Origin of the sequence: Bradyrhizobium sp. LA6.1 (assembly GCF_040547805.1) — a bacterium.
Classification (GTDB): domain Bacteria; phylum Pseudomonadota; class Alphaproteobacteria; order Rhizobiales; family Xanthobacteraceae; genus Bradyrhizobium; species Bradyrhizobium barranii.
The window spans coordinates 31334-51308 of record NZ_JBEPQK010000014.1 but is presented as its reverse complement, the minus strand read 5'-3'; the positions used below and the strand labels follow the sequence as shown (position 1 = coordinate 51308).

At 65.1% G+C, this 19975-nt stretch carries 17 protein-coding genes and 1 riboswitch; of the genes, 10 read left to right on the top strand and 7 right to left on the bottom strand.

From position 1 onward, the window contains the following. Positions 1 to 314: 314 nt before the first annotated feature. Entirely contained in the window at positions 315 to 830 is a 516-nt protein-coding gene (locus tag ABIB99_RS29245) for a L,D-transpeptidase (protein ID WP_014490740.1), read from the top strand. Positions 831 to 884: 54 nt separating this feature from the next. Here the strand turns inward: ABIB99_RS29245 and ABIB99_RS29240 are convergent, their stop codons facing one another. Both ABIB99_RS29240 and ABIB99_RS29235 read right to left on the bottom strand, forming a co-directional pair. Continuing rightward, positions 885 to 1472, bottom strand: coding sequence for a thermonuclease family protein (locus ABIB99_RS29240; protein ID WP_354178789.1), 588 nt, complete (start codon positions 1470 to 1472; stop codon positions 885 to 887). Between the two features lie 69 nt (positions 1473 to 1541). Then, entirely contained in the window at positions 1542 to 1739 is a 198-nt protein-coding gene (locus ABIB99_RS29235; protein WP_028151091.1) for a DUF1674 domain-containing protein, read from the bottom strand. Between the two features lie 187 nt (positions 1740 to 1926). Between ABIB99_RS29235 and ABIB99_RS29230 the strand changes: the two genes are divergently transcribed. From ABIB99_RS29230 to purH, 3 genes are all read left to right on the top strand, one after another. Beyond that, positions 1927 to 3273, top strand: a complete 1347-nt coding sequence (locus tag ABIB99_RS29230; RefSeq protein WP_063980316.1) for an RsmB/NOP family class I SAM-dependent RNA methyltransferase — start codon at positions 1927 to 1929, stop codon at positions 3271 to 3273. A gap of 155 nt (positions 3274 to 3428) precedes the next feature. Continuing rightward, complete coding sequence (locus tag ABIB99_RS29225; protein WP_354179003.1) at positions 3429 to 5147, top strand: heparinase II/III family protein; 1719 nt, start codon at positions 3429 to 3431, stop codon at positions 5145 to 5147. A gap of 59 nt (positions 5148 to 5206) precedes the next feature. Further along, positions 5207 to 5288, top strand: a riboswitch (ZMP/ZTP riboswitch). Between the two features lie 25 nt (positions 5289 to 5313). Continuing rightward, positions 5314 to 6906 carry a bifunctional phosphoribosylaminoimidazolecarboxamide formyltransferase/IMP cyclohydrolase gene (purH, locus tag ABIB99_RS29220; RefSeq protein WP_354178787.1) on the top strand — a complete coding sequence of 531 codons (1593 nt, stop codon included), beginning with the start codon at positions 5314 to 5316 and terminating at the stop codon, positions 6904 to 6906. Positions 6907 to 7005: 99 nt separating this feature from the next. Here purH and ABIB99_RS29215 read toward each other — a convergent pair whose 3' ends face one another. Next, the gene (locus tag ABIB99_RS29215) at positions 7006 to 8391 is read right to left on the bottom strand and encodes an MFS transporter (RefSeq protein WP_166105012.1); all 1386 of its coding nucleotides are present in this window, start codon (positions 8389 to 8391) and stop codon (positions 7006 to 7008) included. A 100-nt stretch (positions 8392 to 8491) separates the two neighbouring features. On the opposite strand from ABIB99_RS29215, the gene ggt reads away from it, so the two are divergent. Continuing rightward, positions 8492 to 10243, top strand: a complete 1752-nt coding sequence (ggt, locus tag ABIB99_RS29210) for a gamma-glutamyltransferase (protein WP_354178784.1) — start codon at positions 8492 to 8494, stop codon at positions 10241 to 10243. A gap of 97 nt (positions 10244 to 10340) precedes the next feature. Then, complete coding sequence (locus tag ABIB99_RS29205; RefSeq protein ID WP_354178782.1) at positions 10341 to 11636, top strand: MFS transporter; 1296 nt, start codon at positions 10341 to 10343, stop codon at positions 11634 to 11636. Positions 11637 to 11663: 27 nt separating this feature from the next. Here ABIB99_RS29205 and ABIB99_RS29200 read toward each other — a convergent pair whose 3' ends face one another. Continuing rightward, positions 11664 to 12329, bottom strand: coding sequence for a glutathione S-transferase family protein (locus tag ABIB99_RS29200; RefSeq protein WP_028151097.1), 666 nt, complete (start codon positions 12327 to 12329; stop codon positions 11664 to 11666). A gap of 150 nt (positions 12330 to 12479) precedes the next feature. Between ABIB99_RS29200 and ABIB99_RS29195 the strand changes: the two genes are divergently transcribed. The 4 genes from ABIB99_RS29195 (at position 12480) to panE (ending at position 16278) form a co-directional block, all read left to right on the top strand. Further along, positions 12480 to 13076 (top strand): DUF2239 family protein, encoded by a 597-nt coding sequence (locus ABIB99_RS29195; protein ID WP_354178780.1) that lies wholly within the window; start codon positions 12480 to 12482, stop codon positions 13074 to 13076. 89 nt (positions 13077 to 13165) lie between these two features. After that, positions 13166 to 14515, top strand: a complete 1350-nt coding sequence (locus ABIB99_RS29190; protein ID WP_354178778.1) for an MATE family efflux transporter — start codon at positions 13166 to 13168, stop codon at positions 14513 to 14515. Between the two features lie 107 nt (positions 14516 to 14622). Then, the gene (locus tag ABIB99_RS29185) at positions 14623 to 15231 is read left to right on the top strand and encodes a 2-hydroxychromene-2-carboxylate isomerase (protein WP_063980307.1); all 609 of its coding nucleotides are present in this window, start codon (positions 14623 to 14625) and stop codon (positions 15229 to 15231) included. Between the two features lie 123 nt (positions 15232 to 15354). Further along, positions 15355 to 16278 (top strand): 2-dehydropantoate 2-reductase, encoded by a 924-nt coding sequence (gene panE / locus ABIB99_RS29180; protein WP_166104984.1) that lies wholly within the window; start codon positions 15355 to 15357, stop codon positions 16276 to 16278. A gap of 210 nt (positions 16279 to 16488) precedes the next feature. On the opposite strand, the gene ABIB99_RS29175 is transcribed toward panE, so the two are convergent. The 3 genes from ABIB99_RS29175 to ABIB99_RS29165 all read right to left on the bottom strand — a co-directional run bounded on the left by ABIB99_RS29175 (position 16489) and on the right by ABIB99_RS29165 (position 19927). After that, positions 16489 to 17082 (bottom strand): c-type cytochrome, encoded by a 594-nt coding sequence (locus ABIB99_RS29175; protein ID WP_135213942.1) that lies wholly within the window; start codon positions 17080 to 17082, stop codon positions 16489 to 16491. A 202-nt stretch (positions 17083 to 17284) separates the two neighbouring features. Further along, on the bottom strand, positions 17285 to 18559 hold the full coding sequence (locus ABIB99_RS29170) for a PQQ-dependent sugar dehydrogenase (protein ID WP_071908734.1): 1275 nt from the start codon (positions 18557 to 18559) through the stop codon (positions 17285 to 17287). Between the two features lie 381 nt (positions 18560 to 18940). Beyond that, positions 18941 to 19927 (bottom strand): NAD-dependent epimerase/dehydratase family protein, encoded by a 987-nt coding sequence (locus ABIB99_RS29165; protein ID WP_354178775.1) that lies wholly within the window; start codon positions 19925 to 19927, stop codon positions 18941 to 18943. Positions 19928 to 19975: the final 48 nt, after the last annotated feature.

Genomic DNA, 19975 nt, shown 5'->3' with positions numbered 1-19975 from the left:
CCGGCTCTGCTCAGCAGCGCCAAGGCGCTGCAGCGCGTCCGGGACACAGAGCCCCCCTCGAAATAACAGCCATTCACACCCTCACGCACTTGTCAGGGCGCGATCCGTCGCGCCCGCATCTTTCCAGCCAAGTGTTGTTTTCTTGTCATTTACTTTATTTCGAACATTTTCTTTGTTCCGCGTGCTGGCGGGCCCTTGGCGGCCTCGCGTGGAAACCATCCGGTTAACAGGCGCGGTTAAGAATATCCGGGCAAGCGGGCAATTGCCGGTGCTGCGTAGTTTTGGACGATCCGTTCGGGGCAGAGGAAAAATTGATGTCGGTAAGGATTGCTGTGGCGCTCGCCGCCACCATCGGGGCAGGGGTTTTGATGTCGACGGCGGCGCAGGCGCGGCCGGAAATGGTGGGGGCGCATCTGGCCGACTATTCGCCGGGCACCATCGTGGTCAAAACCAACGAGCGGCGGCTCTATCTCATCCTCGATAACGGCCACGCCGTGCGCTATCCGGTCGGCGTCGGCAAGTCCGGCAAGCAATGGGCCGGCACCACCCGCATCGACGGCAAATACCTCAACCCGGCCTGGTCGCCGCCTGCGGAAGTGAAGCGCGACAAGCCCAGCATCCCCGACGTTATTCCAGGCGGCTCGCCGCGCAACCCGATGGGCGTTGCGGCGATGACGCTGGCCGGCGGCGAATATGCCATCCACGGCACCAATGTGCCGGGCTCGGTCGGCGGCTTCGTGTCCTATGGCTGCATCCGCATGCTCAACGACGACATCACCGATCTCTACAGCCGCGTCTCGGTCGGCACGACGGTGGTCGTGACGCGCTGATCTCCAAACTCGTAACAGAATTGAAAGAGCCGCGTCTTTCGACGCGGCTTTTTGTTACCAGAAGCGCCAGCCGCGCGCGCACCAGCCGTCGCGATGGCCGCCGTTGTAGCTCCGCGCGTAACCGCCCGCGAGCAACGCGGCAGATACGTCCGCAGTTCGTTTTGTCGCAACGTTGGCGAGAACACGGCCGTATTTGTCGGGGCCGAGATTGGCGATCGTCACGCCGCCCTGGCCGAGCAGATCGCGTAGCGCGCCGGTTGCCGCTTGAGCCTTGTCCAATTCATCCTGGCAGGATGCCTTCATCTCCGGCGCATCGATACCGCGCAGGCGAACGCGCGCAACGAGAACGCGTCCGTCGCGCTGGCGCACGCGAGCAAGAAAAGTATCGCCGTCGATCGTGCGAATGACGTCGACCGGCTGACGGATGTCCGGATTGGCCTGCTGCAAAATGATCTGGGCATCTCGCGATTGACCGTCGATCGCATGCGGGAAGGGCCAGTTCATCCCGTGCCGGAACGTAAGCACGACGGCCACCACGATTGCGACCACGAACATCCACGGCAACAGCCCCGAGAAGTGACGGCCGAACGGCGAACCACTGTATGAGGGCCGGTATGGATGGCTGGGATCGAAACGCGGCATCCGCGCACGCTAGGGCTGAGTCGGGCGATCCGGCAAGATAGCCTCAAGAGACAGCCTCAAACGACAGCCTCAAAAGTCCGAGGCAATACCTTTGCGCTCCCAATCGCCGTAGCGGGTAGGCTCGGGTCCCTTCGGTCCCTGCAATTCCTTCGGCGCCGCCGCGGCGTGGGCAGCAGCAGCCTGCCGGCGCGCTTCGGCCTCGGCCAGCGCGCGCTGGGCGGCCGGCGGGAGCGGCTTGCGATCGGGAACGGGGGGCTGGTCACTCATCTCGGCGGTTCCTAGCGCAGGATCACGGGGTGTGCGACGTCCAATAACGCATTGCTGAGATGGTCATGGCGGGCTGTAAACGCGAGAGGCCATTCTTACATTTGGCATATTCGCATGCCAGAGATACGTCTCTCGAGGCATGCGCCCATTGCGGCGGAACTGCCGCTCGCCAAGAACCTTAAGCCGCATGCCATCTCAACGTTTCGCTCCTCCGTCCGAAGTGCCCGGTCTCGCGGCGCGGCGGATCGCCGCTGACATCGTCGACGGCGTGCTGCACAAGCACCGCACGCTTGACGATCAGCTCGACGGCAGCGGTGCCCATCCCGGATTGAAGACGCTCGCCGACCGCGACCGCGCGCTGATGCGCCGACTGGTCGCGACCGTGCTGCGCCGGCTGGGCACGCTCGGCCATGTGCTGTCCCGCCTGCTCGACAAGGGCATTCCCTCCGAAGCGCCGCGCGCGCAGAGCGCACTCCTGATCGGCGCCGCCCAGATCCTCTGGATGGACGTGCCCGATCACGCCGCGGTCGATCTCTCCGTCCGCCTTGTCCAATCCGACCGGCGTGCCGCGCGTTATGCCGGCCTCGTCAATGCCGTGCTGCGCCGCTGCGCGCGCGAGGGCAAGGCGCTGGTGGATGAAGTTGCCACGCAATCGCTGGACCTGCCGCCCTGGCTGCTCGCGCGCTGGAGCGCGCATTACGGCGAGGCGACCGCGAGGGACATGGCGCTGGCGCTCGGCCACGAGCCCTCGCTCGATCTCACCGTGAAGTCGGACGCCGCGCAATGGGCGAGCCGGCTGCACGGTGAAGTGCTGCCGACCGGATCGGTGCGCACGGTGCTGCACGGCGCCGTGACCATGCTGCCCGGCTTCACCGAGGGGCAATGGTGGGTGCAGGATGCCGCCGCCGCGTTGCCGGCTCGGCTATTTGGCGACATCAAAGGCAAGTCCATTGCCGATCTCTGCGCCGCCCCGGGCGGCAAGACCGCGCAACTGGCCCAGGCCGGCGCGCATGTCACGGCGATCGACCGCTCACCCGCCCGGGTGGCGCGCCTGCGCGAGAATCTGACGCGGCTGTCGCTCCAGGCCGAGACTGTCGTCGCCGACGCCGTGGAATGGGCCGGCCCTGCCGAGGGTTTTGACGGCATCCTGATCGATGCGCCCTGCACATCGACCGGCACGATCCGCCGCCATCCCGACGTCGCCTGGCTCCGGCAGGAATCCGACGTCGCCGCCCTGACCGCGCTCCAGCAGCGGCTGCTGAAGAAATCCGTCTCGCTGCTCAAGCCGGGCGGGACGCTGGTCTACTGCACCTGTTCGCTGGAACCCGAAGAGGGCGAGCAGGCGATCGCGGCGCTGCTGGCCACGGAGGGCGGCCTGCGCCGCGTGCCGATCGAAGCTTCCGAGGTCTCGGGGCTCAGCGAGATCATCACCACGGAGGGCGATCTGCGCACGCTGCCCAGCCACCTGCCGAACGCCGATCCCAAGCTCGGCGGGCTTGACGGTTTCTACGCAGCCCGGCTCGTTAAATCCTGATTTTGCACCGGTTTTTGCGCCGGCGCTGATTCGCGACGCTTCAAGATGGTGTCAGACGTCCGATTTTGGGATTAAGAAGGATTCGTCGTTCATCCTCTCCCCCTTCAAGGCAAGGCGTGTCGGTCGCTCAACGCAGACGTATCTCGACGCTGGTGATGAACCGCTTCGCGCGGAACATGCTCGCGCGCGCGAGCGGCGGTTCCGTTGCGCTATCGCGGGTCTGGCCCGGCCGTACCGACCGGCTGATCATCGCGCCGCATGACCTGCGCACCGCGGATGCGACCCGCGCGGCAGAGATCTATGCCGGCCGCTTCGTCTTCGCCGGCAAGATCGTCAATTGCCACGGCCGCTCGATCTTCGACCTCGAACCGCCGTCGGAAGACTGGGAGGTCGCGCTGCTCGGCTTCGGCTGGCTGCGCCATCTGCGCGCCGCCGACACCGCGCTGACGCGCGCCAATGCGCGCGCGCTGGTCGAGGACTGGATCGCCAACCCCGCCAACAAGCGCCGCGCCGTCGCGCGGCGTGCCGACGTGCTGGCGCGGCGCGTAATCTCGCTGCTGTCGCAGGCGCCGCTGGTGCTCAACGACACCGACAACAAATTCTACCGCCGCTATCTGCGGGCGCTGGCGCGGGAGATCCGCCTTCTGCGCTACACCATGGTCAACATGCCCGACGGAGTGCCGAAGCTCCAGGTGCTGATCGCGCTGTGCTACGCGGCGCTGTGCCTTGCCAACCAGGCGCGACAGATCCGCAGTGCCTCGAAAAAGCTCTCGGACGAGTTGCAGCGGCAGATCCTGCCCGACGGCGGCCACATCTCCCGCAATCCGGGCGCGCTGATCGAGCTCTTGATCGACCTGTTGCCGCTGCGGCAGACCTTTGCCGCGCGCAACATCGCACCGCCGCCGGCGCTGCTCAACGCGATCGACCGCATGATGCCGATGCTGCGCTTCTTCCGGCACGGCGACGGCAATTTCGCGCTCTTCAACGGCATGAGCGCGACGCCCTCGGACCTGCTCGCCACGCTGCTCGCCTATGACGACACTCACGGCGCGCCGATGGCGAACATGCCGCATACCGGCTTCCAGCGCCTCGACGCCGGCCAGACCACGCTGATCATCGACACCGGCCCCCCGCCGCCGGCCGGCGTCAGCCACGACGCCCATGCCGGCTGCCTGTCGTTCGAATTGTCTTCCGGCATCAGCCGCATCGTCACCAATTGCGGCATGCCGACCACGGGACGCGACAATTGGCGGCCGTTCGCACGCGGCACCGCGGCGCATTCGACGCTGACCTATCATGAGACGTCCTCATGCCAATTCGTCGAGATGTCGGCGATGAAGCGCCTCCTGCACGGCTCGCCCGTCACCAGCGGCCCGGTCGAGGTCGAGAGCTATCGCGAGATCGTGCAGAACGGCACGCTGCTCACGACCTCGCACGACGGCTATCTCGCGAAATTCGGCGCGATCCATCGCCGCGTGCTGATGGTCGCCAATGACGGCGCACGCATCGACGGCGAGGACACGCTGTCGCCGCCGCAGGGCGGACGCTTTAAGGGCGCCGACGCGGATTTCGCGCTACGCTTCCATCTGCATCCGGCGGTGAAGGCCAGCCGGCTGTCGGATGCCCGTGGCGTCATGCTGGTGCTGCCGAACCGCGACGTCTGGACCTTCGAGGCGCTCGACGACAAGGTCGATCTCGAGGACAGCGTGTTCCTGGCCGGCAATGACGGCCCGCGCCGCACCGCGCAGATCGTGATCCGGCAGGATGCGCGGCAGGCGCCGTCGATCCGCTGGAGCTTCGTCCGCTCCACTGCATCGCCTGCGGTCACCAATGCCCGCCGCAACGCCCGGCGCGAGCCGGAACTTCCGCTGTAAACGCGCACGATTCGGCCCCATCTCATCGTTGTGAAAACGGCCGAAAGCTGCTATCGAGCCCTCGCTCGCGCGACTGGCGACCTTGGATGGAGCACCATCGGGAAGCGCGGGATACAGAAGCCGCGCGCCTGGGCATAGACACTCCTTAAGACAGAGGATCTTGCTCATGACTGACCATCCCCGCCGCGTCACCCGTGCTCTTCTCTCCGTCTCCGACAAGACCGGCCTGATCGAGTTCGCAAAGGCGCTTGCCGCGCACGATGTCGAGCTGGTCTCGACCGGCGGCACCGCCAAGGCGATCGCCGCGGCCGGCCTCAAGGTGAAGGACGTTTCCGACCTCACCGGCTTCCCCGAGATGATGGACGGCCGCGTCAAGACGCTGCATCCGAAGGTGCATGGCGGCCTGCTCGCGATCCGCGACAACAAGGAACATGCGGAGGCGATGAAGGCGCACGGCATCGCGCCGATCGATCTCCTGGTCGTCAACCTGTATCCGTTCGAGGCGACCGTCGACAAAGGCGCGGGCTTCGAGGATTGCATCGAGAACATCGACATCGGCGGCCCCGCAATGATCCGCGCCGCGGCGAAGAACCATGACGACGTCGCCGTCGTGGTCGAGGCCGAGGACTACAAGGCCGTGCTCGACGAGCTCGCCGCCAACAACGGATCGACGACGTTGAAACTGCGCCGGCGGCTTGCCGCAAAGGCCTATGCGCGCACCGGAGCTTATGACGCCGCAATCTCGAACTGGTTCAACCGCCAGCTCGAAATCGACGCGCCTGACTTCCGCGCCTTCGGCGGCAGACTGATCCAGTCGCTGCGCTATGGCGAGAACCCGCACCAGACCGCGGCGTTCTATGCGACGCCCGACAAGCGGCCAGGCGTCTCGACCGCGCGCCAGCTCCAGGGCAAGGAGCTCTCCTACAACAACATCAACGACACCGATGCGGCCTATGAGTGCATCGGCGAGTTCGACGCCAAGCGCACCGCGGCCTGCGTCATCGTCAAGCACGCCAATCCGTGCGGCGTCGCCGAAGGCTCCGATCTCGTCAGCGCCTATCGCAAGGCGCTGGCCTGCGATTCCACCTCGGCGTTCGGCGGCATCATCGCAATGAACCGCGCGCTCGACGCCGACACCGCGCGCGAGATCACAAAGATCTTCACCGAGGTGATCATCGCGCCCGATGCCAGCGAGGAGGCGATCGCCATCATCGGCGCGCGCAAGAATCTGCGCCTGCTGCTCGCCGGCAGCCTGCCCGATCCGCGCGCGCCTGGCCTCACCGCCAAGACGGTCGCCGGCGGCCTCCTCGTGCAAAGCCGCGACAACGCGGTGGTCGACGACATGACCTTCAAGGTCGTGACTAAACGTGCGCCCACCGACGCCGAGATGCGCGATCTTAAATTCGCGTTCCGCGTGGCAAAACACGTCAAGTCCAACACCATCATCTACGCCAGGGATCTGGCCACCGTCGGCATCGGCGCGGGCCAGATGAGCCGGGTGGATTCGGCGCGGATCGCGGCGCGCAAGGCGCAGGACGCGGCGAATGAGCTCAAGCTCGCAGAGCCGCTCACCAGGGGCTCGGTGGTGGCGTCGGATGCGTTCTTCCCGTTCGCCGACGGCATGCTCGCCTGCATCGAGGCCGGCGCCACCGCCGTGGTGCAGCCCGGCGGCTCCATGCGCGACGACGAGGTGATCAAGGCCGCCAACGAGCACGGCATCGCCATGGTGTTCACGGGCACGCGGCACTTCCGGCACTAACGCGATTTGCGTAGCCCGGATGGAGCGCAGCGAAATCCGGGTTTCACGTCTCAGCGACAGCGGCCCCGGATTGCGCTTCGCTCCATCCGGGCTACGCCACTAATCCCGTACCCGCATCAACAACCCCAGCCCCGCGACGAAGAACACCACCAGCACGGCCATGCCGGCCTTCTGGCTCGCCGTCACCGCGGTGATCATGCCGATCAGCAGCGGGCCGATGAAGGACGTTACCTTCCCCGTCAGCGCGAACAGGCCGAAATACTGCGCGATGCGATCCTTCGGCGCGAGACGGATCAACAGAGTGCGCGAGGCGGCCTGAAGCGGGCCGCCGGCAGCGCCGATGAGACAACCCAAAACGAGATAAGCGCGCTCGGCCGCGCTCGAGAACAGGGGCGCGCCCGGAAGAGGCGGCGCAACCTTGACGAACAGGACGCTGTCCTTGTCGACCAGAAGAATCGCCGCCACCGCCAGCAACAGAACAAGCAGGCTGCCGGCGATGACGCGCTTCGGCCCGAGACCATCGTCGAGCTTGCCGCCAAGCCATGCGCCAAGGGCGCCGGCAATCGCGAGCATGATGCCGAAGGTGCCGATCTGGATCGTGTGCCAGCCGAAGGTGCCGGCGGCATAGATGCCGCCGAACGCGAACAGCGACACCAGGCCGTCGGTGTAGATCATGTTGGCGAGCAGGAATGCCGCGAGCGATTTCCGCTGCGGCAGGCCCTTAATCGATTGCTTGAGATCCGACAATCCCTCGCGCAGCGCCTCGCGCACCGGATGCTTCGCCGGATAATCCGGCGTGAACAGGAACAATGGCGTCACGAAGATGATGAACCACAGCCCGGTCAGCGGTCCCACGATGCGATCGCCCTGGTGGCTGACCGGATCGAGCCCGAACAGCGGCTTGAAGCCGAGCAGCGTGCGGCCGGTCTCGGGATTGGCGGCGAGGAAGCCGAGCACGATGACGAGGCTGACGATGCCGCCGATGTAACCCGTGGCCCAGCCGGTGCCGGAGAGCCGGCCGATCCGCTCAGGCGGCACCAGGGTCGGCATCATCGCGTTGTTGAAGACGGTGGCGAATTCCGCGCCGACGCTGGCGAGCGCGACCGCCGTGAGCAGCGGCGCAATGATGGCGGGATCGCCGGGCTTGCCGATCCACAGCGTGCAGGCCGCCAGCACCAGCAGTGCGCCGAATCCAGCGATCCACGGCTTCCTGCGGCCCGAGGCATCGGCAATGGCGCCGAGCACCGGCGACATCAGCGCGATCGCGAGGCCTGCGGCCGCCATCGCAAAGCCCCACAACGACTGGCCGGTGGCGGCATCTGGCGCAATGCTGGTGGCGAAATAGGGTGCGAAAACAAAGGTCGTGATCAGCGTGAAGTAAGGCTGCGCGGCCCAATCGAAGAAGATCCAGCTGATAACGGCGGCGCGCGGCGGATAGGTCCGCTGCGCGCCGGCCAAGCGCGCATCCGAGGCGATCGTCGTCATATTCCAGTCCCCATCACGAACAGTTTTGCCTCTGTTGGGGCAAAGCGTATAGCATTGAAGCGACGCGTGGGAACTGGCCTGAGGCCGCGACGGAAGCTTGATGATGTCGTCATATCCGACACGGCGGACATTTTTCGCCTTCATTGCCACTCTGGCGTTTGGTTTTTCGTCTGCCACCGCACAGGATGCGCGGCGAGCCTATGTCCCACCCGCGCTCGACACGGTGCACGCCGTTCCGTCCGAGCACGGCATGGTGGTGGCGCAGGAAAAGATATCGGCGCAAGTCGGCGCCGACATCCTGCGCCGCGGCGGCAACGCGGTCGATGCCGCGGTCGCCACCGGCTTTGCGATGGCCGTGACGTATCCGCGCGCCGGCAATATCGGCGGCGGCGGATTCATGGTGATCCATTCGGCCGAGCGCAACGAGGACATCACGATCGACTATCGCGAGACCGCGCCGGCTGCGACCACCCCGCAGATCTTCCTCGGCGCTGACGGCAAGCCCGATGCGGCGAAGTCGCGGGATTCCGCGCTCGGCGTCGGCGTGCCCGGCACCGTCGCCGGTCTTGTGCTGGCCTTGGAAAAATACGGCTCGGGCCGGTTCACGCTGGCACAGCTGCTCGAGCCCGCGATTGGGCTCGCCCGCGACGGTTTTGTTGTCACCGACGACCTTGCCGACACGCTGCCGGGTTGGCACCGGCGGCTGGCGCGCTGGCCGTCGTCGGCCAGGATCTTCTCGCGCCCCGACGGCACACCGCTCGGCGAAGGCGACAGGCTGGTGCAGAGTGATCTCGCCGAAACGCTATCGGCCGTCGCCGCACAGGGGCCGCGCGGCTTCTATGAGGGACCGGTCGCGGACAAGCTCGCCAAGGCCGTGACTGACGCCGGCGGCATCATGACGCCGGCCGATCTGAAATCCTATCAGGCCGTGGTCCGTGCCCCGGTGCGCGGCACATATCGCGGCTACGACATTGTCTCGATGCCGCTGCCGTCCTCCGGCGGCGTGGTGCTGGTGGAGACGCTCAACATCCTCGAGGGCTTTCAGCTGGCCGATCTGAAACAGGGGTCGCCGGCCTCGCTGCATCTGCTGATCGAAGCCATGAAGCGCGCCTATGCGGATCGTGCGCGCTATCTCGGCGATCCCGCCTTCGTCAATGCGCCGATCGACACGCTCACTGCAAAGGACTACGCCGCCAAGCTGCGCGCCGGCATCTCCACGGAGCGCGCCACGCCGTCGAAGCAGCTCGTCTCTGCCCCTCCCGCGCCGCGCGAGGGCACCAACACCACGCACTTTTCCGTCGTCGACGCCGGCGGCAATGCCGTCAGCAACACCACCACGCTGAATTTTAGCTATGGCGTCGGCCTCGTTGCCGAAGGAACCGGCGTGCTGCTCAACAACGAGCTCGACGATTTCACCGCCGCGGTCGGCGCTTCCAACGCCTACGGCCTCGTCGGTTTCGAGCCCAATCTGCCCGGACCCGGCAAGCGGCCGTTGTCCTCGATGTCCCCGACCATCGTGCTCAAGGACGGCAAGCCGGTGCTGGTGACGGGCTCGCCCGGCGGCAGCCGCATCATCTCGACCGTGCTCCAGGTCATCGTCAACGTGCTCGACTACAAGATGGATGTTGCCGCCGCCGTCGCTGCGCCACGGCTGCACCATCAATGGCTGCCGGACGAGGTGCGCGTCGAGAGCGGCTTTCCCGGCAATGTGCTGTTCGAGCTGAAGGCGATGGATCACCTCATCGTCGAGCCGATGGGACAGACCTCGGCCAATTCGATTCTGGTGACGCCGAACGGGCCGCTCGGCGCGCCCGATCCGCGTACCCGCGGCGCGGAAGCCGCGGGACAGTAGTCTTGCCGTTGCATGGCACGGCAGCGCGCGCCTGCTTGCGCGGGCTGCCGTGCGTGCTACCACCGCGCAGCTTTAAGGGACCGCCGGGGAAACGCACATGAGCACAGCCGATCCGACCCAGCGCATTGAGCGCGCGGAGATCGAAGACACCAGCCTTCTCGCCTTCTATCGCGACATGAACGCGCCGGAGCGACGGACGTTCTGGGCCTGCGCGGCGGGCTGGGCGCTCGACGGCATGGACTTCATGATCTATCCGCTGGTGATCGGCACCATCATCGCGCTGTGGAAGGTCGATGCGGCCTCGGCCGGACTCGCCGGCACCGTGACGCTGCTGGCCTCCGCGATCGGCGGCTGGCTCGGCGGCTATCTCTCCGATCATATCGGACGTGTCAGGACGCTCCAGATCACCATCATCTGGTTCTCGTTCTTCTCGCTGGTCTGCGCGGTCGTGCAGAATTTCGACCAGCTCCTGATCGCACGCGCCGTGCTCGGCCTCGGCTTCGGCGGCGAGTGGGCGGCGGGCGCCGTGCTGATGGGCGAGGCGATCCGGCCGCAATATCGCGGACGCGCAGTCGGCTCGGTGCAGTCGGGCTGGGCGGTCGGCTGGGGTCTCGCCGTGCTGTCGCAGGCAATCCTGTTCTCGGCTTTGCCGCCGGAGACGGCGTGGCGCTGGATGTTCGTGATCGGCGCACTGCCGGCGCTGCTGGTGTTCTACATCCGCCGCTCCGTCACCGAACCCGAGATCGCTACCGAGGCCCGCGCAAAACAGGCCGCGAGCGGCGATCGTCCGGCGCTCTGGGAAATCTTCGCCGGCCCGATCCTGAAGACCACGATCCTGGCCTCGCTGATGGCGACCGGCTGCCAGGGCGGCTACTACGCCGTCACCTTCTGGGTGCCGCAGTTCCTGACCAAGGAGCGGCACCTGTCGATCGTCGGTTCGACCGGCTATCTCTCGACGCTGATCATCGGCTCTTTCATCGGCTATCTCGTCGGGGCCTGGCTCGCGGATCGCATCGGCAGGCGCAATCTGTTCCTGATCTTCTCGATCGGCGCCATGGCCGTGGTGCTGCTCTACACGCAGCTGCCGCTGACCAACGAGATCCTGTGGGTGCTCGGCTTCCCGCTGGGCTTCTTCGCCTCGGGCTATTTCTCAGGGATCGGCGCGTTCCTGACCGAGCTCTATCCGACGCGGTTGCGCGGCTCCGGCCAGGGCTTCTGCTACAATTTCGGCCGCGGCATCGGCGCGCTGTTTCCATTCCTGGTCGGCGCACTCTCGGCGACGACGTCGCTCGCGAATGCGATCGCGATGTTCGCGGTGGTGGCTTACGTGCTGTTCTTCATTGCCGCCTTCGCGCTGCCGGAGACGCGCGGGCGCGTGCTGCACGCGGATTAGCAGGTCATACCGGGGCGGTGAGGAAACTTACCGTCCCACCTGATACGGCCCGCCCTTTTCCAGCGCTCTGGCGTAGGCCGGCCGCGCGTGGATGCGCTCCAGGAATGCCATCGCCTTGGGATGGCCGAGCTCGAGCCCGCCACGCGCTTGCGCGGCTTCGAGCGGGAAGCTCATCTGGATATCGGCGGCGGTGAACTCGCTGCCGGCGAACCACTCGCTCTTGCCGAGCTCGCCTTCCCAATAATCCATGTGCTGCTTGAGCTGCGGATTGACCAGCGCGGTGAGCGCCTGGTTCGAGACCTTGCGCACCAGTGGGCGAAGCAGCGCGGGTGCGCGCTTCGGCATCAGCGTGAACAGCAGCTTGAGCAGCAGCGGCTGCATCGCCGAGCCCTCCGCATAGTGCAGCCAATAAGTGAAGCGCAGCCGCTCCGGCGTGTTCGGCGGCGGAATCAGCCGGCCGTTGCCGTAGGTCGCAATGAGATATTCGATGATCGCGCCTGACTCGGCGATGGTGTTGCCGTTGTCGGTGATGACGGGCGACTTGCCGAGCGGATGGATGGCGCGCAGCTCCTTCGGCGCGCGCATATCCGGCTGGCGCTGATAGCGCACGATCTCGTAGGGCACGCCCAACTCCTCGAGCAGCCACAGCACCCGCTGCGAGCGGGAATTGTTGAGGTGGTGAACGGTCAGCATCGTTGAGGTCCCCAGGCTAGGCGTGGTCGGTCGGCCGCGCCGTTCGTGCCAGCCCGGGAACACAATGTCGAGCCATCCAGACGGATAATTTCACCCGGGTATATTGACGTCAGCAATTTACCCGGATATTAAAAGGCCAACGTCATCAATATGGCAATGATTTCAATGCAACGGACTTTCACGGCGTTCCAGGGTCATCGCCGCCTGGCGTCCGGGCCAGCGGGAGAGGTCGCGCTGGTCGTCAAGCGGATGACGTCACCGCCGGACGAGCCCATCATCATCTTCGAGGACAGCACGGGCCGACCGATCGACTTCGATCTGCGCGGCGGGGATCGCGAGGTGCTGGCGCGGGTGGCGAAGCTTGTCCCGCCGCCGGTCGAGGAGACCGCGCCACCGAGCGAGCCCCGCGGGCGCGGCCGGCCCAAGCTCGGCGTGGTCGCGCGCGAGGTGACGCTGCTCCCGCGGCACTGGGAGTGGCTCGGAGCCCAGCCGGGCGGCGCCTCGGTCGCGCTGCGAAAGCTCGTCGACGAGGCAAGACGCGTCAGCGGCGACAAGGACCGCGAGCGGCAGGCCCGCGATGCGGCCTATCACTTCATGTCGACCATGGCCGGTAATCTGCCGCAGTTCGAGGAAGCTTCGCGCGCCCTGTTCGCCGATGACCGGCGGCGCTTCACCGGACTGATCGCCGACTGGCCGGTCGACGTCCGCGACCACATCGTCAAGCTCGCCTACAGCGACCGCGCTTAGGCGCAGCACTTTCTCTCACCCCATCGACGGCCAAGCCGCGCGTGCATCGCGCGGCAACGGCTTCGCACGCCCTGATGAAAGGCCAATCCATGTCCGCGCCAAAACCGCTCTGGACGACATTCCTCCGCTTCCTCGCGCCGCTGGTGCTGAGCAACGCGCTGCAATCGCTGTTCGGGACCGTCAGCAACGTCTATCTCGGCCAGATGATCGGCGTCGACGCGCTCGCAGCGGTGTCGGCGTTCTTCCCGGTGATGTTCTTCCTGTTCGCCTTCGTCATGGGCCTGAGCACCGGAGCCACTGTGCTGATCGGCCAGGCCTTTGGCGCTGGCGAGCACGGCAGGATCAGGATCGTCGTCGGCACGACGCTCGCGATCGGCCTGCTGCTCTCGCTTTCGGTTGCATTGGCCGGCGGCTTCTTCAGCCGGCAATTAATGACGATGCTCGCGACGCCTCCGGACATCCTCGACCAGGCGAGTGCCTATGCGCGCATCATGCTGCTCACCATGCCGCTCGGCTTCGTCTTCCTGCTGATGACGGCGATGATCCGCGGCGTCGGTGACGCCGTGACGCCGCTGCTGGCGCTGGCCTTGTCGACCACCATCGGACTGATCCTGACGCCGATGCTGATCCGCGGCGCGTTCGGGATGCCTGCCGCCGGAATCACCAGTCCGGCCTGGGCGGCCGCGATTGCCAACGCGCTGACGCTGCTCGCGCTGGCCGTCTATCTGCTGCGGACGAAGCATGCACTGGCACCGGATGGCGCGCTGCTGCGTCATCTGCGGCTCAATCGTGCCGTGCTCGGAAAGATCCTCGGCATCGGACTGCCGAGCGCGGTCGGCATGGTGGTGATGGCGATCGCCGAGCTGGTGCTGCTCGGGCTCGTCAATGGCTTTGGATCGGATGCCACCGCCGCGTATGGCGCGGTCAACCAGGTGATGGGCTACACGCAGTTCACGGCAATGTCGATTTCGATCGCGGTCTCGATCCTCGGCGCACAGGCCATCGGCGGCGGCGACAGGACGCTGCTCGATGGCATCGTGCGCACCGGCCTCATGTTCAACATCGTCCTGACCGGCGGGCTGGTGGGGCTGATCTATCTGGCGCCGCGGACCGTGCTCGGCCTCTTCATCACCGACAGTGCCGTGCTCGACCTCGCCGGGGGACTGCTTCACATCGCGCTGTGGAGCTCGGTGCCGTTCGGCCTGGCTACCGTGTTTTCCGGAGCCATGCGCGCGGCCGGCGTCGCCTTGACGCCAATGCTGCTCTCGATCTTCGCCATTGTCGCAATCGAGCTGCCGGCCGCTGTGATCCTGAGCCGCACGATCGGCCTGAAAGGTGTGTGGGCCGCCTATCCGATCGTGTTCTGCGCCATGTTCGTTTTGCAGATGGGCTATTACCTCGCGGTGTGGCGCAGGCGCGCGATTCGGCGTCTGATCTGACCGGATCATCAAGATATTATGACCATCATTAAACGGTGGACCCGTGGCGCGCCCTGCGCCACAATGCATGAAAAGCCAGATTAAAAGCCAGGTCAGGGAGAACGATTTTGACCCGCACAGCCCCGCAATTCCTGTTCGATTTCGGCAGCCCGAACGCCTATCTCAGTCATCTCGCGATCCCGGCGATCGAGCAGCGCATCGGCGTCAAATTCGAGTACGTGCCGATCCTGCTCGGCGGCATCTTCAAGTCGACCAACAACAAGTCGCCGGCCGAGACGCTCGCCGGCATCAAGAACAAGCGCGAATTCCAGGCGGTCGAGACCGAGCGCTTCGTCAAGCGCTTCAAGGTCCAGCCCTATGTCATGAATCCGTTCTTCCCGGTCAACACGCTGAACCTGATGCGCACGGCGATCGCGGCACAGGCCGAGGGCGTGTTCGAAAAATATGTCGAGGCCGCCTTCCACCACATGTGGCGCGAGCCGAAGAAGATGGACGACCCGGAAGTCGCAGCGAAGGCGTTGGCGTCCTCCGGCCTCGATGCCCAAAAACTGTTCGCCCGCGCCCAGGAGCCCGAGGTCAAGGGCAAGCTGATCAAGAACACCGAGGACGCCGTTGCCCGCGGTGCGTTCGGCTCGCCTACCTTCTTCGTCGGTAACGAGATGTTCTTCGGCAAGGAGCAGCTGCGCGAGGTCGAGGAGATGGTGTCGGGAAAGTGAAGCGCGCGAATGGCGCGTAGCGAATAGCGATTGGAAATCGCGCCTGCTATTCGCTACTTCCTATTCGCCATCCGCCAAAAATAAAGCCAAGTACAAAGCCAAGAATAAAAACGGAGTTCTCCCATGCGTATCCTCGTGGTCGGCGCCGGCGCCATCGGCGGCTATTTTGGTGGCAGGCTGTTACAGGCCGGCCGCGACGTCACCTTCCTGGTCCGGCCGCGGCGCGCCAGCGAGCTCGCGAGCGCCGGCCTCGTCATCAAGAGCCCGAACGGCGACGTGACGCTGAAGAATCCGCCGACCGTTCAGGCCGACGCGCTCAAGGAAAAGTTCGACGTCGTGCTCTTGAGCTGCAAGGCATTCGACCTCGACGACGCCATCAAATCGTTCGCGGCGGCGGTCGGGCCAGATACAGCGATCATTCCCATGCTCAACGGCATGAAGCATCTCGACACGCTCGACGAAAAATTCGGCAAGGAGCGCGTGCTCGGCGGCCTCTGCGCCATCGCGGCGACCCTGAACGAGAAGCGCGAAGTGGTGCAGCTCCAGCCGATGCAGTCGCTCAGTTACGGCGAGCGCGACGGCAAGCTCTCGGACCGGGTCAAGGCGATCGACGAGGCCTTCAAGAGCGGTATCAATGGCGCCGCCGCCAGCCAGAACATCATGCAGGACATGTGGGAGAAGTGGGTGTTCCTGTCTTCGCTCGCCGCAAGCACCAGCCTGATGCGCACCTCCGTCGGCAACATCCTCGCAGCCCCCGGCGGCCGAGACTTTTTGCTCGGCATGCTGGACGAGACCAGCGCGATCGCCACCGCGTCGGGCTACACGCCGGGCGGCCCGTTCTTCGAGCGCGTGAAGGGCAACCTCACCACCGAGGGATCGCCGATGACGGCATCCATGTTCCGCGACATCAAGGCGGGCCTGCCGGTCGAGGCCGATCACGTCATCGGCGACCTCATCGCGCGCGCCGACGCCGCCAAGGTGCCGGTGCCGAAGCTGCGCATAGCGTATACGCATCTGAAGGCGTATGAGAGGCAGCGGGCGGGGTAGCTCCAAACTTCGCTGTCGTCCCGGGGCGCGCAGAGCGCGAGCCCGGGACCCATAACCACAGGGAGTGGTTATGACGCGAGCTGGTCACCACGAGTCTTCGCCAAACTTGATCCTGTGGCTATGGGTCCTCAGATGCGCAATTGCGCATCGTAGCTCGCGACTTCGTCGCGCCCCGGGACGACAGCGGCGTTTGCCGCAACGACTCCGTCGTTACTTGAAATACGCGAGATAGTGCGAGACGGCGGTGATTTCCTCATCGCTCATGTGATAGGCGACATCGGCCATCGCAGCGCCGCCGCCGCCGACGCGCTGGCTGCTTTTGTAGTCGTGCAGCGCCTTGACCAGGTATTCCTCGCGCTGGCCCGCGAGCCGCGCGACGGCCTTGGTGCCGGCAAAGCTATCCGTATGGCACGAGGCGCAGCGGCGGCCGACGGCAACTTGCGCGCCCTTTTTCGACAGGTCCGGATCCGCGTCTTCCGCTGCCTTCGGCGGCGTCATCTGCGCGAAATAGGCGCCGAAATTGCGGATGTCCTCGTTGGTGATCTCCTCGGCGATCGGCTGCATCTGGTCGTTCTTGCGCGAGCCGGCGCGGAAGAACACGAGCTGCCACTGGATGAATTGATCGGGCTGGCCGGCCAGCGAGGGGATGTTCTCCGTCTGCGAAATGCCGTTCTCGCCGTGACAGCCGGAGCAGACGGCGGCCTTCTCCTGGATCGCGGCATTATCAGCGGCCTGAGCGCGGACGATTGCAAGTGCTGCGAGCGATAGCGTCACAGACAGAATTCCAAACCGAACGACTCGCATGGCTGATTTCTCCGACTGTCATTGCCGGGCTTGACCCGCCTGCTTGGCGTAGGCCCGGCAATCCATCCCGTTTGCAAAGAGGTTTCTCGTTTGATGGATGCCCGGATCAAGTCCGGGCATGACGAACGCGTTCCGCTGCAAGCCTGTCACAAACAAAAGAGGCTGCGACCGTCGTCCGGTCGCAGCCTCGTGTCGTCTTACGCTACTTCTTGCTGTAGCTGATGCGATAGATCGCGCCGGCCCAGTCGTCGGCGACGAGGATCGAGCCATCCTTGGCGAGGATGATGTCGTTGGGACGGCCGAGATAGCCCTGGTCACCCTCGATCCAGCCGGAGGCGAACACCTCTTTCTTGGCGTTCTTGCCGTCGGGGCCGACGATCACGCGCGTGATATTGCCGCCCTGGTACTTGTGACGATTCCACGAGCCATGCTCGGCGATCAGGATGTTATTCTTGTACTCGGCGGGGAATTGATCGCCGGTATAGAACTTCATACCAAGCGGAGCGACATGCGCGCCGAGGTTCAGCACGGGCGGCGTGAACTCGGAGCACTTGTGACCCATCGCGAACTTCGTATCCAGCAGGTCGCCCTGGTGGCAGTAGGGATAGCCGAAATGCTCGCCGATCTTCGAGATCATGTTCAGCTTGTCTGAGGGCAGATCGTCGCTGATCCAGTCGCGCGCGTTCTCGGTGAACCAGTATTTGCCGGTGCGCGGATCGACGTCGCCGCCGACCGAGTTGCGAACGCCGAGCGCATAGATTTCGGCGTTGCCGGTCTTGGGATCGACGCGCCGGATCTGCGAGACGCTGGTCGGGGGCACGCCGACGTTGAACGGCGGTCCGAACGGCAGGTAGAACCAGCCTTCCTTGTCGACCGCGATGTACTTCCAGCCATGCGCGGCATAGGAGGGCATGTCATCATAGACGACCTTGCCGTCGCCGAGCTTGTCGAGATTGGCTTCGGCGTTATCGTAACGGATCAGCTTGTCGACCGCGATGACGTAGAGCGCGCCATCCCTGAAGGCGAGACCGGTGGGCATGTTCAGCCCTTTGAGGATGGTCTTGACCTCTTTCTTTCCGTTGTTGTCCTTGATGGCATAGACGTTGCCGAGGCCGAACGAGCCGACGAACAGCGTGCCCTTGTCACCCCAGGCCATCTGCCGCGCGGCGAGAACGCCGGGCGCATAGACTTCGATCTTGAAGCCGGCCGGCAGCTTGATCTTCTTCATCATCGCGGCGAGCTCGGCCTCCGACGCGCCGGTCGGCGGCCCCGATGGCGGCGCGAGGCCCTTCTGCGCCTCGGTCTCGTCGCCGAGGAACCAGTCATCCGGTGGATGGGTCCAGAATTCCTTGGTGCCGGATTCGTACTTCTTGAGCGGTTTGCTCTTGTCCTGCGCATGACCGGCGCTTGTCCCCGCAAGAAGGGCAACCGCTGCAAGCGCCAGGACGGATTGAAAGACGGATCGATGGAATTTCATCGCGTCACTCCCCTAAGGCAGCCGTCAGGGCTGCACGTTATTTTGTTTTGCTAGTCGAGAGGCGAAGTTCGAACTCTGTCAGGACGACAGACGCAAAAAGGTTAGCACATCTGCGGACGGTGAGAAGCGCGTCGGGAGCACTGCAGTCAGACTCAATAGAAATTGAGACTGAATGCCACGAAGATTTGCACGGCGACGATCACGGTCTCGCTGCAACGCGGAATCAAAAAATGGCGCGTGACTGATTTGCAGGCAGCGGGAGGGGCGGTCGCACAAAATTGCGAAAACAACCCCATGCACAGTAGAACGGCTCAGCCCGGTCTGCTCCCGGTGATGCCGGGCAGACATTTGATGCGTCGAGCAAAACGGCAAAGACGGCGATTACGAGGCGACGGGATAGGGTCCGTCGTCGAATACCGTGTCGTGATAGCCTTTCGACCCGATCTCGCGCGCCAGCGTGCTGCGAAAATCGCGGCCATCGCGCAGGCTGCTCAGGACATGCGCGAAGTCGAATTCGGGTCGCCAGCCTAGCTCGTGCCGCGCACGGTCGTTGACATAGACGCGGTCGATCTCGGGGAATAGCCGCCATCCACGCGCCGCATAGAGCTGCGTGCAATCCGGGTAGAGCTCGCGCACGACACCGGCCGCGTCGCGCGCGAGTGCCGCGAGATGACGGGGCTCGAACGGGCTCGTCGCGGAGATGATGTAACGGGCAAAACCGATCTTCGGCGCGCGCTCGACGGCGAGGAGATGGGCGCTCACCGCGTCCGCTATATCCAGCCGTCTATAGAGCAGCTCGTTGGCCTGTGCGTTGTCCAGCGGGTAAGCCGAGCGCATCGCGGGATCGTCATCGTTCTCAGGGAAGAAGCGCGAGGTCCTCAAGATCACGACGGGCAGGCCGCGCTCGCGAAAGAACAGCTCGCACAGAGTCTCGGCCATCAGCTTGGTCGTGCCGTAGATGTTCTTCGGCACCGGCGCCAGATCCTCGGTGACCCACACCGCAGCCTGTCCGGCTCCGGGTCGAAGCTGCGAGCCGAATGCGCTGGTGGTGCTGGTGAAGACGAAGCTGCGCACGCCGGCGGCTATGGCCGCCTCGAGCAGATTGAGCGTGCCGGTGACGTTGGTGTCGACAAAATCCTGTTTGCTGTGGGTCGCCACATGCGGCTTGTGCAGCGTCGCGGTGTGGATCACGGCGGTGACGCCCTCCATCTGGCGCCGCACGAAGTCGGAATCGACGATCGAGCCGACGGCATCGGTGAAGGGCGATGGCTTCAGATCGATCCCACGCGCGGGGAAACTGCGTCCCCGGAGCATATGGAGAACGGCCTCCCCAAGGTGGCCCGCGCTGCCCGTGACCAGAAATGTCATTTGAGACCCAATACAGCCGCCAGCGGCGTGGAAAACCACGGCCCGACC